Here is a 13,390-nt window from a genome sequence, read left to right as displayed (position 1 = left end):
GCGTTTGTGCACCGCCTTGATGATTAATTTGATTAAGATTTAATGTCATATAATCGCCTCCTAAACAAACTATATATCTTACACTTATATTTATATCAAATTGGTCAAAAAAGGTCAAGAGTTTTTGTGTAATTTTTATTCATAATTTTAGTGTGTTTATATCACACTAAAATTATATTATATGACAAACTCCAAAATCAATGGGGTTAACTCTATAGAATTTAGTCAATTAACTATGGATTAAATTCTTTTTTTCATTAGTATTGCCCTCATTGATATCTGCTAATATATCTCCTATATAAATATCTTTGTAATATTCTTTTAATAGATCGTATTCTTTTACAGAAAAATTATACATTGTTTTTCTCATACTTCTTGATATCTTACAGTCACTATCTTCTTTTCCAGTAAAAATACGAGTGTCATTATCTACATCTCTAAATATCATGAATAATTTAGCTAAGGATATATTTAAACAATCATCTATAGCTCTATACCCACCTTTTTTACCGTATCTTGTTTCTACTAATTTGTTAGAACTTAATAAACGCATAACTTTACGTAACTGAACAGGGTGTACACAGACTGATTCACATAGCTCCAGGCTCGAGAACTGTTCATTACTATGTTTACCTAGAAATACTAATACATGAATAGCTATATTAAACTGTTGATTGATAAAAGCCACCTCTTTTTTTCATTTAACGCTATCTACATTTAAATAATATATTTCCACGGGAAAATCCTGTGATTAAGCGTAGAGGATTCATCATAACACTTGTTCAGGAAATGGAAATTTTTGATGCTATTGATTTGATAATCAATTATAAATTAAACATTAAATAGATCATTAAACGACTCAATAATGGTTGGGTGAGTATATATATTATCTCTTAAAACTGAATAATCAATGTTTTGATCAATTGCTAACTTTATTATATTAATGATCTCCTCGGATTGAGAACCATATAATGTAGCGCCAAGTATTTTATTAGTTGTTTCATCTATCACAACTTTGAATAAACCTCTAGCATCATCGTTAACTTTATGGCGCGGTATACTATTTACTGGAAGTCTGCCTACTTTAATATTATAGCCTTTATCCTTTGCTTCTTTAGCAGTTAATCCCACACGAGATAGAGGTGGATCTATAAATACAGTATAAGGTACAGCACCTCTATTTTCAGTAGTACGGGTACCTGTACCGTATAATTTATCTTTAACAATTCTAAAATCATCTAGTGAAATATAAGTGAATTGCATTCCACCTTTAACATCTCCAATAGCATAGATATCTTCAACAGATGTTTGTAACTGACTGTTAACTTTTATTTCTCCGCGTTCTCCTAATGTAATATCTGTATTTTCTAAATTTAAATCTGTGTTTGGTGTTCTGCCAACTGCAATCAGTACCGCATCAGCTTCAAAGTCTCCTTTGTTTGTTTTGACGACTGTATAATTATCTTTATCTTCAAATTTTGTGGTTTGAACACTAAGCTCGAATTTTATACCCTTATCCTCTAAATCTTTAATTACATGTGATACGATTTCCTCATCTTCTTTTACCATTAGTTTGTCACTAGCTTCTAACACGGTAACTTCTGTGCCGAAATTAGAAAACATAGAAGCAAATTCCAATGAAATATAGCCGCCACCGATAATGATTAGTCGTTTCGGTTGTTTGCTTAGATTCATAATTCCTGTGGAATCATATAAGTATTTCGATTCTTTAATCCCCTGAATATCAGGAATAACAGGAGTTGCACCAGTATTTATGACAATCTTGTCTGCTGTTAATGTATCTACAACGTTACCTTGATTATCTAATAAATATACTTCAGTATTAGATTTAAATTTAGCCGTATAATCTAATATTGTTATATTTTCATCATCTGCTAAATTATGATAATTTTTTTCATTAAGAGCAGATACAACTTCGTCCTTGCGCTCAAATGCCTGATTGAATGATTTATGATGTAAACCTTCGTGTACCAATGTTTTAGATGGTATACATCCGATATTGATACATGTGCCACCATACATTTTTTTTGACTGCTCAACAACTGCCACTTTTTTTCCTAGAGATGAAGCTGCTTTTGCGAGTGTTTTACCACCTTTACCAAAACCTAAAATTAATAAATCATAATTTTTCATTTTATCCCTCCGTCAATAAGTAAGTTCATGTAAATCAAAAATAAATATTTTGATGATAATCCATTGTTTAAATGTAACTTTAATAGTTACATTTAAACATATAAGTTTTTTAAATTCAACTAATAACTCATCCCCGTGAATCGCCTGCACTTTCTAATTCCAGTGTATTTTAATAAAAATGATAAATTAGATGATAATTGTAATTTAGCTTCTATTCAAATTTTTACATTGTATAGGGAGGATAGAAGTTTAAAGTATAAGGAACATATATAGGCATTGGCAGAAGCTTTTATAGAACATAGAGAAGTAATGTAAGAGGAGTTAATATTCAAAAAATAAAATTGTGATATTTTAACAAATGTGTTTATAATTATATATAAAAATATAAAGGAATGTTTATTAAGTATGAAAACAAATAAAGATGTTGTTTACACTGGTTTAGGAGGATTTTTCAGTATTATACTCATTCAATTTTTAATGAGCTATTTAACTACAGGAAATGTGTGGGAATGGTATGAAATATCTAATAATGTTATTCCCTTTTTAGTGTTTTTCATAATAGTTTTAATTATTATTAAAGAATATAATGTTAGGAAAATAAATCGATAGAAAAGTTTAATTCATTAGCTAATGCATATAGTATATATAATAGTTTTACTTTTATTCTAGGATATTATGTCTCGTCAGAATTATACGGGACAACCTCTAGTTTGCGCATAGGAAATCTCCAACTTAAAATTGATTCAAATTAATATATATGTAATAACATAACAGGCATTGGAGGCTTTATGGATTACTATCAACTTATGTCCAGAGATATTATCGAACAAAATTTAGATTTCGAACATATTGAACTCGTAAAAAATCAAAGTCGTTTTATAGATAATGATAAACTCAATCACGCTGTATTTGAACAGGTAAGATTTGAAATGGCGGATTATTTTCATGTTTTATTCAAAGATGTTGAACAGATAAAGATAATATTTTGTGTTGCATATAAAGATAGGTATTATCGTTTAAATTTAATAAAGTATTTTAAGCAATTTGAACGATTTAATTTTAGTCTCTATCATAATGAACTAAGTGATAATTGTCATCAATATGCATATATTATTAACAAACGTGATTTGAATTTACAAAAATTAGTTAAAGATATTTGTTATCAAGATTTTGCGTATGAATCTCAAACCTTTAGAAAAGCATCTGTTTTAACAATAATTACAAATTTAGATGAAGATATATTTTACTACCCCTATGATGATCGGGGCGTTGTCATATATAAGAAATGAAAAGAAGGTATCTGAAAATTACTCAGATACCTTCTTTTCATTGACAATAATATCACCAGGCTGACAATCAAGATAGTCGCATATTGCTTCTAAAGTGCTAAAACGAACTGCCTTTGCTTTTCCAGTCTTTAATATGGATAGATTTGCGATTGTAACATCAACCGCCTTTGATAATTCAGTTAAAGAAACACCTCGCTCTTTTAATACTTCATCTAACTTTATTTTGATCATAGTATACACCTATATTGTTAAGTCGTTTTCTTCTTTAATTTTTTTTGATTCTTCGTATATAAATAGTGAAGAAAGAATTACTATACCTAAAATAAATAATAACAGATTTGTTTCTACTGTAGTATTTAATAATGTTGAATATTCTACAGATGCATTAAGATATTTCTTAGCTAAGTTAAGACCTCCATAGCCAATCGTTAATATCGCAATGAGCATTAATTTATCATGATTGATTGTATTAAAATAATCTGCAATATCCACTTTTTGCATAAGTTGAAAAGTGAATATTAAAATCATTAATAAAATTATGCATTGAATAATATAGATTCCAAAGTAATATAAACCTCGATTTGAAAAATGCCATAGATCATTACTAATTGAATTTGAGAAGAATTCTGAAATCGTCACTATAGAAGTAAGTAGTGTGACAATAAATGCTAAAATTACAAAGTACTTTGTGAACTTTAAAGATGTGATACTTTTATTCATTAAAATCTCTCCTTTATCGTTTATCAATAAAAATATAACATTATATTTATCGAAAAACAATAAATTTATTGTTTTTCGATAAAAAATTATATATGTGATATCGAAAGCGGGAATATTTTTATGGGACTATCTATTTAGGTGGACTGTACAAATGGCTGATAAATCATTGTTGTAGATTGAAAATTATCGTATAATATGAAATTTATTTTAATGTAATAAATATAGGATAGTTACAATTTGTGTTTTAATTTTTACTTTCAATACAATATATGAAATTTAAATTTTAAATGCAAAGGAGAAAATATTATGACCGAGAGAAATAATAACTGGCCACCAAAGCACCATGGTGAACATAATCCTGCTGGCCGCACGGGTAATACTGATTTTGATGCACCGGGTCTAAAGGGGAGAGAAGACGAAACTTATGAAAAAGCGGCCTTTGGTGGAGCGGATTTTAATGATGCTAGGAATTTAAAGAAATAAAGATATTATGATAGTAACAGTAATCCTTACTTTTAAATTTTCTTACTTACTCCGCCACCGTCTCTCTTCTATTGTATGCTTGCTTAGGCATACACTTTCATAAAATACATGTTTTGAAATATGTAAAAGAGGTATATAGTAACAGATTCAAAATTTGTACTAGATGGGGGTTTCTATATATGAAAGCAGTAACTTATCAAGGACACAAGAAGATGGTAACGAAAGAAGTCGAAGATGCTAAGATTATCGAATCCACTGATGCGATTATTAAGATAACAGCTTCAGGTATTTGTGGATCAGATTTACATTTATATCACCAAGGTGACTTATTCATGGAACCTGGTTTTGTTATCGGACATGAACCTATGGGGATTGTCGAAGAAGTAGGTAAGGATGTAAAGAACCTGAAGAAGGGTGATCGTGTCGTTATTCCTTTTAATATTGGCTGTGGTGAATGTTTCTACTGTCAGCATGACATGGAATCTCAATGTGATAATTCTAATGAGACGCCTGCTAACTGGAAGTTAGATAACGGCGGATTATTTGGTTTCGGTAACCTTCATGGCAATCATTGGGGTGGACAGGCAGAGTATTTAAGAGTACCACATGCTGACTTCTCTTCATTTAAGGTGCCAGATAATAACTTAAAGGATGAGCAGGTATTATTCTTATCAGACGTTGCACCTACTGCATACTGGAGTGTAGAACATGCAGGCGTTAAACCAGGAGACACTGTAATTGTGTTAGGTTGTGGTCCTATTGGATTAATGGCACAGAAGTTCGCAAAATTAAAAGGTGCTGAAAGAGTTATTGCAATCGATAATGTACAACACCGTCTTGATCATGCGAAAAAGTATAACGGTGCTGAAGTGTATAACTTTGATGAAGAGAAAGAAATTGGAAAGTTGCTTAAAGAAAAGACACAAGGTGGCGCAGATGTTGTCATTGACTGTGTAGGTATGGACGGGCAACAATCAAGTCCAGAACCGAAGTTATCAAGACGTTCTCAGCAACGTGGCACAATTAGCCCGATCATTACAGCTGCTGAATCTGTAAGAAAATTTGGTACAATCCAGCTTACGGGAATCTACGGTACTCCTGCAGATAATTTCCCGCTTGATCTGATCTTTAACCGTAACGTTAGGGTGACAAGTGGACAAGCACCTGTAATTCACTTAATGCCTAAACTCTATCAGATGATTAAAGACGAAGTATTTGATCCTACAGAGATCATCACCCATACTTTCCCACTAGAAAAAGCTGATGAAGCTTATAAAGTATTCGATAAGAAGAAAGACAACAATATCAAAGTTATACTTAAGCCTGAATAGATGATAGCAAGCGTTTAAATATAGAAGGAAATCTCAGTGATGATCAATCACTGAGATTTCCTTTTTCTATATATGCTCTATCGTAATCTTCAGGCCCTCTACGACAAACTCTATTTTCTTCTCTCGTTCTTTACTGACGGAAGGAAGCTGGTGCTCTGTTTCGATTTCTCTAAGTTCACGTTCCAGCTCATTGATCTTGCCGACCTTATGCATATTAGAAGCATAGGAATTCGGCTTTCTCTTTCTTACCTCATACAATTCTGCTAATACATCTGCTCTTGTTCTCATACAAAACACTCCTTATAAAATGATTACAATAAAAATAAGCTCATCTTAAAGTAAGAAGAGCTTTGTTAAGAACTTCTTATCTTTCAAGATTACATCTTGTTGGAATTAGCACAGTGCATAAGCCTGCTGCTGAGGTTTCATAGGGCCAAGTCCCTCCACCTACTCTAAATAAGATACGAGCTATTTTTTTGTATATTTATTATAACATACTTTGCTAAAGTTGAAAATTATATATATTATTAAAATATGGATTATAGTGGAAGGAGTGACACCATGTCATCTATTATTAGTGCTGGATATGATATTTTAAATAAACAGTTGTCGCCATTCATGCAGTTTAAGAATCAACATCGCGTGAGGTTTTACGAATCGCGTTTAACGTATTTTAAATATCGAAGATTAGTGGGTCATATCTTTGGTGGAGATGTTAATTTATTATATTTATCAAGTGCCTACAATAAATGTAATTTCAGATTATGGACGGTATTGAATATTTCAAATTATCAGGAATATAAGATAGAACAGAATCACTATGATCTAGTAGTGATGATGGCGAATATTAATCATCTGAGTCAATCAGATGCGGTAAACTATATCAAATATACGAAAGTTAAAGAAAACCATCCATTTATCAGTTATTTGTATAACGAGCAGACTTTCATTAGACTCAGTCCATTCTATATTGATATCATCTCTGAAGATACATCAGTCATTGAATGGATCAAGCGTGAGTTTGAACGAGAATATGCACACGACTTCGATATAAATGAAGTGATATCGGAAGCAGAGTGGTATGGTAAGTAACGAATAAGACAATTAAAATTATAATCGCATAGAGTATAATTGTACTCTATATCGTGTCTGGCATTATTGCGTGGATATATGTGAAAAATAACCATCCCATAAATAATTTATGGGATGGTTATTTTAATTCATACGTTGTGTAAATATTAATATAAATATTAAAAGTAACAGCAATGAATATAAAAAGGCTTTACCTGTATGTTTTTCCAGCGTTGCTTTATAAAGCAGTGTAGTCACTAAACCAACTGCTGCAATGTCCATAACATATTCAAACACAGGGATAAATATTTTAATTATTAAACCAAGTCCTAATAACCCTAGGAATATATTTTGTACCATTTCAATTTTATTTTTCTTTTGCTCTTCAATCATTCCGGAACCTTCTTTCTAATATAGAATATATATACAAACACGCTTAAGAAGAAGTAGTAAAATGCACATACACCGAGGCCATCGACATATGCTTCTGATAAACTTCTATTTCCTATCGCTGCAAATATCAAGCTGCCAGCGACCCAAACGATAGGTATGATTATAAAGTTGAATAAGAATAAGACTTTAATCACCATTATGAAGACTCCTAACACTATTTTCTATATTTTAACAAAAAAATAAAAAATATTAAATTATAGTCTATCTTTTTCGTACAAGTTGATTATAATAATAGTAAAATAAATTATTCTGGAGGAAAAAATGAAGCGTATTAAAATCTTTACTATTTTATTATTATTGTTTTCTTTTTACCCAGCTACTCAATCACACGCCATTTCAAAGAAAATTCCGGTGAAGTTTGTATCAGTAGTTGATGGTGATACTGTACGCGTTAAGCAAGGTAACAAAGCAATCACACTTCGTTTGTTGCTTATTGATACACCTGAATCGAAGGATCCAAAGAAACCTGTTCAGCCATATGCGGTAGAAGCGGGGAAATATTTGGATAGCTACTTACGTTATGCGAATCTTTCGATGCAGTATGATAACAATCAAAAGACAGACCGTTATGGCCGTCATCTTGTATATCTATATGCCAACAATCGTTTAGTCAATGATGAAATGGTACGTTCAGGATATGCACGTATAGGCTACGTCTATTCTCAGAAGTATTATCTAAATGCACTTAAGAAAACCGAGTCGGTTGCGAAGGCTAAGAAACTTCGTATCTGGTCGATTCCTGGGTATGTGAATACACGTGGTGAAGGATTTATCTATAATCCGAAGAAGCCCGTCGTTAAACAAGCACCAAAACCAGCAGCTAAGCCAGCTGCAAAACCAGTTGCGAAACAGCCTGCAACAAAAGCTGGCTATCCAACTTCAAAATACCGTAAAGGTGCACCGAAGACATTTAAAAATTGTACGGCAATGAAAAAATACTATCCATATGGCGTGACAATTCATCATATCTCTTATAACAAGAAACATGATCGTGATAATGACAAGCTCGCTTGTGAAGCATCAAACGTAGCATACCAGCCATGGATGAAGAATAACTAAAAGCAATCCTGAGTGGATTGCTTTTTTTGTGCAATAGGAATTGAAGCATGTTGGAGAGTGTGGGCTACTACAGGAAATTATTCCGCTTTTTTTAGTAGGTCGTAGACGCTGCGCGCCATATCTTTGTTTTATAACAATACTAATAAACTACGTCTTACAGGAATCTGTAAGACGTTTTGAGTTTGGTCAATTATTCATGACTTCGGCTGCTATATAGAAGAAATGTGTTATAAGTGTAATTATTCTATTTTTACAATGTATATTGGAGAATAAAAAAGGAAATATGCTCTCATTTCATTATAAAAATTTACAAAATACAGTGATTTATGTCACAAAATAGAAAGAAATTTAGGGTATAATTACATATATTTTTATTATGTGAATATAACAAAAATATATGTAAAAAACCTATTATAAACCCTTATTAAAGAGTTTTATTAGATTTTAAAGAGTTTGAAGTTTTATTATATAATAACTTCCTTTTTGTAATGATTAAAAATAGGTAAAGTATATTTCTATATTTTGTGAATTTTTTCTTGTTTTTATTTATTTTTTTGTATAATTCAAATAGTGTTCAAAAAAATGAGTAGGGGAAGATTTAAAATGAAAAAATATTGTTTATTTTTGTTGTATTGTCCATGATTATATCTTTGGCAACTCCAAATGTAACATTAGCTCAAGATTTAACTCAAAATATAATAAAAGATATCAAGATAGAAAACGACAAAACTACATACACAAATCGAGATCATGTTAAAATTACAGTGGATTTTGATGCGTCAGGTAGAACGATTGAACAAGGAGATGTGATGCTTGTTCAGTTGCCGGATGAACTGAAAGGATTTGAAACGAGTATGAACCTTTCAAACGCTGATGGTAAAGTTCTAGGAAATTGTAATGTCACTACAAACAATATTACATGCAAATTCAATGAAAACGTAAAGGATCTCACAAACATTAAAGGTCAGGTCTATTTCACGGCTGAATTTAATGATGATGAGCAAGGCACGAAACAAAAGAACTTAAACTTTGGTAACACTGCAATTACAAAGTCAATCACAGTTGACAATCCAGTATATGGAGAAGCAGGCGTATCCAACGAAACTTTCTATAAAGGCGGCCAGATCCTACCCGATGCTCCTAATCAAGTGAGCTGGGCGATTCGCTTCAACAATAAGCAGGATTATTTCCGTCAAGGGGATCCCGCCATGATATCAGATAAGTTAGGCGAAGGTCAGGCATATGATGTAGATTCGTTTCAGTTCACAGTAACCACGAAGGGTCAGTCAACTATCTCTTTGACAAAAGCAGAATTTGAGGCTCAATACGGAGAAGTGTATATCAATAAAGATAGCTTCAATATTCGCTTCAATCAGCCGAATTACACGCAGCTGATGGTATATTACAATACAAAGATTGTTGATAGCGCACTGGCAGAATTCAAAAATGAGGCTACAACTGATTACATCGATAAGAATGACGTATCACAAAATGAAGCAAGTCATGCCACTGTTAAAAATATTAGCGCCGGAGGAAATATTGAAGGAGAGCTAGCGAAATATAATGGTAAGCTGACGATCAACAAAGTTGGAGTAGATAAAGAAGGCAATAAGACTCCCTTAGCAGGTGCAAAGTTCTCGCTTACGAACAAAGCAGAGGAGGTTGTTGCCGAAGGTACGACGGATGACAACGGACAACTCTCGTTTAACGAAATTAAAGGTGGCACATATTCAGTTAAAGAGATTGTATTTCCAGATGGATATAAAGCAGACGTAAGTGGGGATACGCAGGAAATTGTGCTCGACTTCAAGAATCAAAAAGAAGTTATACATGAGATTACAAATATTAAAGAAGAACTAGAACCAACAACAGAAGAACCAACAACAGAAGAACCAACAACGGAAGCACCAACGACAGAAGCACCGACAACAGAAGCGCCGACAACCGAAGCGCCGATAACGGAAGCGCCGACAACAGAAGCGCCGACAACAGAATCACCAACAACAGAAGAACCAACAACGGAAGCACCAACGACAGAAGCGCCAACAACAGAAGAACCAACAACGGAAGCACCAACGACAGAAGCGCCGACAACAGAAGTACCAACAACGGAAGCGCCGACAACGGAAGCGCCGACAACGGAAGCACCAACGACAGAAGCACCAACGACAGAAGCGCCGACAACCGAAGCGCCGACAACAGAAGCACCAACGACAGAAGCACCAACGACAGAAGCGCCGACAACCGAAGCACCGACAACCGAAGTACCAACGACAGAAGCGCCGACAACCGAAGCACCGACAACGGAAGCACCAACAACGGAAGCACCGACAACAGAAGCACCAACAACGGAAGCACCGACAACGGAAGCGCCGACAACCGAAGCGCCGACAACCGAAGCACCAACAACGGAAGCACCGACAACGGAAGCACCGACAAATGATAATCAGATTCCACAAATTCCTGTTCCTGAAGAGGACACAGCATCAGTAATTGAACCTGATGAACCTCTTGTACCAGAAAAAGTTTTAACACCGAAAGAGGATATAGATACTGATAATCAGATTCCACAAATTCCTGTTCCTGAGGAGGACATAGCATCAGTAATCGAACCTGATGAACCTCTTGTACCAGAAGAAATTGTAACACCGAAAGAGGAGACGGCAGAGCAAGTAAAACCGTCTGTTGATCAGAAGTTTCTTGTATTTAATCCTGAACCTGCTCTGGGTGTGAGCATTACTGGACAAAAGAAAGACCTTATTATCAATACAGATTCTGTTGCTAAGGATAATGAGACTAAAGCGCTACCTTTAACAGGTGAAAATCAAGATTATAAAAAAGAGTTTTTATCACTATTAATGATGATTCTTGGTTTATTCTTGATCAAACGTAAAACAAAATAAAAAAGATTTAATATACTTTCGATTAAGGAACAGATAAGTATATAAGGTAGATAACTTTGAGTTATCTACCTTTTTCATTGTAGGAGGACTGTAATAAGAAAGTGAACTTGAAGCTGACGAAGTGATTACAGGAGTGCATGGATTCTTTTTTGTGGGTTATATTAATGAATGCTAAAGTTTTTGTATATTGATCCAGTAACGGTCTACATCAATATCATCATGCGTATCATGTATGCTATTGATGTAGATGCCACCACAAGCTAGAATGGTGTTCTTACTGGCGATATTATTATAATCACAAGTTACAAGGGCCTTCTTCGCACCTTTAATTTCAAGGAATAGGAGTGCTTGATGCAACATCCATTTTGCAATACCTTGTCGTCTTTCATCAGGTCTTACTGAATAACCGATATGCCCGCCGACATTATTTAAATAGTCATTTAAATAATGTCTGATATGAATCATACCCACAATCTTCTGATCTTCATTGATACATAGAAATTGTGTAGAAGGTACAAATCCTTCTGGGAGTCGATCTAGAATCTCCTCATCTTGAATACGTTCAAACCAGTGATCAAAGGTATCAAAATTATGAAGTGACGATGAACCATGAATGCTCTCATTATTTACTACGAAATCTGCACGATATCGCATGATATCTGTCTTGTATTCAATTGACGGTTTTACGAGCTGAAGTTCTGGCAATTGACATCCCTCCTTCTTTTTTATGATTATACATTAACAGAAAGGAAGAAGTAAATTTGTAATTTTGTAATCACATAAGAGATTTTATAGCTACAGTGTCGCTGTTAAATGTTATTCTATCCTTTAAGAGGGTAATCTAAAGTAATTAAATATTAAAGGGTGATTTATATGTTTGGGAATAAAGAGGAAAAACGATTTACTAACTATAACGCTGCATCTGGTAAACCATCTAAGATGATGTCTAATTATATTGTCGTCGATGAACAAACAGGTGTACAATATCTATTTTCGGCGATGGGATACAGTGGTGGTATGACAGTATTGGTCGACAAAGACGGGAAGCCGCTACTTGCTGATGGTTATAAATAGATGAATGATAAGAATAAATCATTAGTTGGACTGGGGTTATGCGCTACGATTATTTTAGGGTTTATCGCGCTTATGATCAGTGAGAAGACAGAAGACAATGCACTTAAAAATTGTCACATTGATGTGTCGCATACTTATAAAGAAGCACTTGATAAACAGATGAAAGCACAGGCGATGTATTCAAATGGAGTCGTATGGAAAGCTGCTACACGTAAACAGATTGACACGTATATGAATATCGATAAATTAACAGACGACAGCGCCCAGCAATATCAGTTCTTAAATCTGAGTAAGACGCAGAAGATTCATCCCGCCACATTGGATAAGCTGTTAAAAGGCAAGGAGATTCTTAATAACGAAGGAACAAGTTTCGCAAGAGCTTCCAGGCTGCATGATGTTAACGAAATCTATCTGATCAACCATGCACTACTGGAAACAGGTAAGGGTAAGAGTAAGCTTGCCAAAGGTGTCGCTGTTGACGCCAAAGGAAGGGTTGGTAAAGGGAATAAGAGATATTATAATTTCTTTGGTATCGGAGCCTACGACCATGATCCTGTGAATGAAGCAGCTAAATATGCATTTAGACATGGTTGGGACACACCAGAAAAAGCAATAGTCGGTGGGGCAAAGTTTATCAAGACAGAGTTCTTAAATGATGAAGCACAGGCCACATTATATGGTATGCGCTTTAACCCTGTAAATCCAGGACATCACCAGTATGCAACAGACGTCAGATGGGCACATCATAATGCACGCAGCATTGCAGACGATTATAAGAAGCTGAAGCTTAAAGGAAAATACTTTACAACTTATGAATATAAAGAATAATCCAGACGATTAATCGTCTGGATTA

The 13,390-nt window shown here is 33.9% G+C and carries 16 protein-coding genes and 1 riboswitch; of the genes, 8 read left to right on the top strand and 8 right to left on the bottom strand.

Annotated elements, in window-relative coordinates; all coding sequences use genetic code 11:
- Positions 1–229: 229 nt before the first annotated feature.
- Positions 230–688, bottom strand: a complete 459-nt coding sequence (locus QA539_RS07770) for an RrF2 family transcriptional regulator (protein WP_419895038.1) — start codon at positions 686–688, stop codon at positions 230–232.
- 143 nt (positions 689–831) lie between these two features.
- Positions 832–2,154 (bottom strand): hypothiocyanous acid reductase MerA, encoded by a 1,323-nt coding sequence (gene merA / locus QA539_RS07765; RefSeq protein ID WP_419895037.1) that lies wholly within the window; start codon positions 2,152–2,154, stop codon positions 832–834.
- 788 nt (positions 2,155–2,942) lie between these two features.
- Between merA and QA539_RS07760 the strand changes: the two genes are divergently transcribed.
- Positions 2,943–3,443 carry a DUF3885 domain-containing protein gene (locus QA539_RS07760; protein ID WP_219492836.1) on the top strand — a complete coding sequence of 167 codons (501 nt, stop codon included), beginning with the start codon at positions 2,943–2,945 and terminating at the stop codon, positions 3,441–3,443.
- Positions 3,444–3,461: 18 nt separating this feature from the next.
- Here QA539_RS07760 and QA539_RS07755 read toward each other — a convergent pair whose 3' ends face one another.
- Complete coding sequence (locus QA539_RS07755) at positions 3,462–3,674, bottom strand: helix-turn-helix domain-containing protein (RefSeq protein WP_101037155.1); 213 nt, start codon at positions 3,672–3,674, stop codon at positions 3,462–3,464.
- Positions 3,675–3,683: 9 nt separating this feature from the next.
- Positions 3,684–4,163 (bottom strand): hypothetical protein, encoded by a 480-nt coding sequence (locus QA539_RS07750; RefSeq protein WP_101037153.1) that lies wholly within the window; start codon positions 4,161–4,163, stop codon positions 3,684–3,686.
- Between the two features lie 306 nt (positions 4,164–4,469).
- Here QA539_RS07750 and QA539_RS07745 point away from each other — a divergent pair, with 306 nt between their 5' ends.
- Positions 4,470–4,646 (top strand): hypothetical protein, encoded by a 177-nt coding sequence (locus QA539_RS07745; RefSeq protein WP_219492835.1) that lies wholly within the window; start codon positions 4,470–4,472, stop codon positions 4,644–4,646.
- Positions 4,647–4,825: 179 nt separating this feature from the next.
- A complete protein-coding gene (locus tag QA539_RS07740; protein ID WP_219492834.1) occupies positions 4,826–5,977 on the top strand; it encodes a zinc-dependent alcohol dehydrogenase in 1,152 nt (383 codons plus the stop codon).
- Positions 5,978–6,043: 66 nt separating this feature from the next.
- On the opposite strand, the gene QA539_RS07735 is transcribed toward QA539_RS07740, so the two are convergent.
- Positions 6,044–6,265, bottom strand: coding sequence for a hypothetical protein (locus QA539_RS07735; protein ID WP_101037149.1), 222 nt, complete (start codon positions 6,263–6,265; stop codon positions 6,044–6,046).
- 73 nt (positions 6,266–6,338) lie between these two features.
- A riboswitch (SAM riboswitch) is annotated at positions 6,339–6,440 on the bottom strand.
- 98 nt (positions 6,441–6,538) lie between these two features.
- Between QA539_RS07735 and QA539_RS07730 the strand changes: the two genes are divergently transcribed.
- Positions 6,539–7,069 carry a hypothetical protein gene (locus QA539_RS07730; protein ID WP_419895036.1) on the top strand — a complete coding sequence of 177 codons (531 nt, stop codon included), beginning with the start codon at positions 6,539–6,541 and terminating at the stop codon, positions 7,067–7,069.
- 123 nt (positions 7,070–7,192) lie between these two features.
- Here QA539_RS07730 and QA539_RS07725 read toward each other — a convergent pair whose 3' ends face one another.
- Both QA539_RS07725 and QA539_RS07720 read right to left on the bottom strand, forming a co-directional pair.
- A complete protein-coding gene (locus QA539_RS07725) occupies positions 7,193–7,441 on the bottom strand; it encodes a hypothetical protein (protein ID WP_101042218.1) in 249 nt (82 codons plus the stop codon).
- The gene (locus QA539_RS07720) at positions 7,438–7,638 is read right to left on the bottom strand and encodes a hypothetical protein (RefSeq protein ID WP_419895035.1); all 201 of its coding nucleotides are present in this window, start codon (positions 7,636–7,638) and stop codon (positions 7,438–7,440) included. Before QA539_RS07720 ends, QA539_RS07725 begins: the two co-directional genes overlap by 4 nt.
- Positions 7,639–7,762: 124 nt before the next feature.
- Here QA539_RS07720 and QA539_RS07715 point away from each other — a divergent pair, with 124 nt between their 5' ends.
- Positions 7,763–8,560: a thermonuclease family protein gene (locus QA539_RS07715; protein ID WP_419895034.1), complete on the top strand. Its 798-nt coding sequence runs from the start codon at positions 7,763–7,765 to the stop codon at positions 8,558–8,560.
- 650 nt (positions 8,561–9,210) lie between these two features.
- Complete coding sequence (locus tag QA539_RS07710; RefSeq protein ID WP_419895033.1) at positions 9,211–11,463, top strand: Ig-like domain-containing protein; 2,253 nt, start codon at positions 9,211–9,213, stop codon at positions 11,461–11,463.
- 171 nt (positions 11,464–11,634) lie between these two features.
- Here the strand turns inward: QA539_RS07710 and QA539_RS07705 are convergent, their stop codons facing one another.
- Complete coding sequence (locus QA539_RS07705; protein WP_419895032.1) at positions 11,635–12,168, bottom strand: GNAT family N-acetyltransferase; 534 nt, start codon at positions 12,166–12,168, stop codon at positions 11,635–11,637.
- A 168-nt stretch (positions 12,169–12,336) separates the two neighbouring features.
- Between QA539_RS07705 and QA539_RS07700 the strand changes: the two genes are divergently transcribed.
- On the top strand, positions 12,337–12,537 hold the full coding sequence (locus QA539_RS07700; protein ID WP_219521079.1) for a DUF6440 family protein: 201 nt from the start codon (positions 12,337–12,339) through the stop codon (positions 12,535–12,537).
- Complete coding sequence (locus tag QA539_RS07695) at positions 12,538–13,365, top strand: N-acetylglucosaminidase (protein WP_419895031.1); 828 nt, start codon at positions 12,538–12,540, stop codon at positions 13,363–13,365.
- Positions 13,366–13,390 lie beyond the last annotated feature (25 nt).

This window comes from Macrococcus psychrotolerans, assembly GCF_038095555.1.
Classification (GTDB): domain Bacteria; phylum Bacillota; class Bacilli; order Staphylococcales; family Staphylococcaceae; genus Macrococcoides; species Macrococcoides psychrotolerans.
This window is presented reverse-complemented; position numbering and strand designations above follow the sequence as displayed.

Excerpts from the sequence above, each read along its gene's own strand:
- merA (WP_419895037.1), bottom strand. The coding sequence starts at position 2,154 with ATGAAAAATTATGATTTATTAATTTTAGGTTTTGGTAAAGGTGGTAAA.
- QA539_RS07760 (WP_219492836.1), top strand. The coding sequence starts at position 2,943 with ATGGATTACTATCAACTTATGTCCAGAGATATTATCGAACAAAATTTA.
- QA539_RS07755 (WP_101037155.1), bottom strand. The coding sequence starts at position 3,674 with ATGATCAAAATAAAGTTAGATGAAGTATTAAAAGAGCGAGGTGTTTCT.
- QA539_RS07750 (WP_101037153.1), bottom strand. The coding sequence starts at position 4,163 with ATGAATAAAAGTATCACATCTTTAAAGTTCACAAAGTACTTTGTAATT.
- QA539_RS07745 (WP_219492835.1), top strand. The coding sequence starts at position 4,470 with ATGACCGAGAGAAATAATAACTGGCCACCAAAGCACCATGGTGAACAT.
- QA539_RS07740 (WP_219492834.1), top strand. The coding sequence starts at position 4,826 with ATGAAAGCAGTAACTTATCAAGGACACAAGAAGATGGTAACGAAAGAA.
- QA539_RS07735 (WP_101037149.1), bottom strand. The coding sequence starts at position 6,265 with ATGAGAACAAGAGCAGATGTATTAGCAGAATTGTATGAGGTAAGAAAG.
- QA539_RS07730 (WP_419895036.1), top strand. The coding sequence starts at position 6,539 with ATGTCATCTATTATTAGTGCTGGATATGATATTTTAAATAAACAGTTG.
- QA539_RS07725 (WP_101042218.1), bottom strand. The coding sequence starts at position 7,441 with ATGATTGAAGAGCAAAAGAAAAATAAAATTGAAATGGTACAAAATATA.
- QA539_RS07720 (WP_419895035.1), bottom strand. The coding sequence starts at position 7,638 with ATGGTGATTAAAGTCTTATTCTTATTCAACTTTATAATCATACCTATC.
- QA539_RS07715 (WP_419895034.1), top strand. The coding sequence starts at position 7,763 with ATGAAGCGTATTAAAATCTTTACTATTTTATTATTATTGTTTTCTTTT.
- QA539_RS07700 (WP_219521079.1), top strand. The coding sequence starts at position 12,337 with ATGTTTGGGAATAAAGAGGAAAAACGATTTACTAACTATAACGCTGCA.
- QA539_RS07695 (WP_419895031.1), top strand. The coding sequence starts at position 12,538 with ATGAATGATAAGAATAAATCATTAGTTGGACTGGGGTTATGCGCTACG.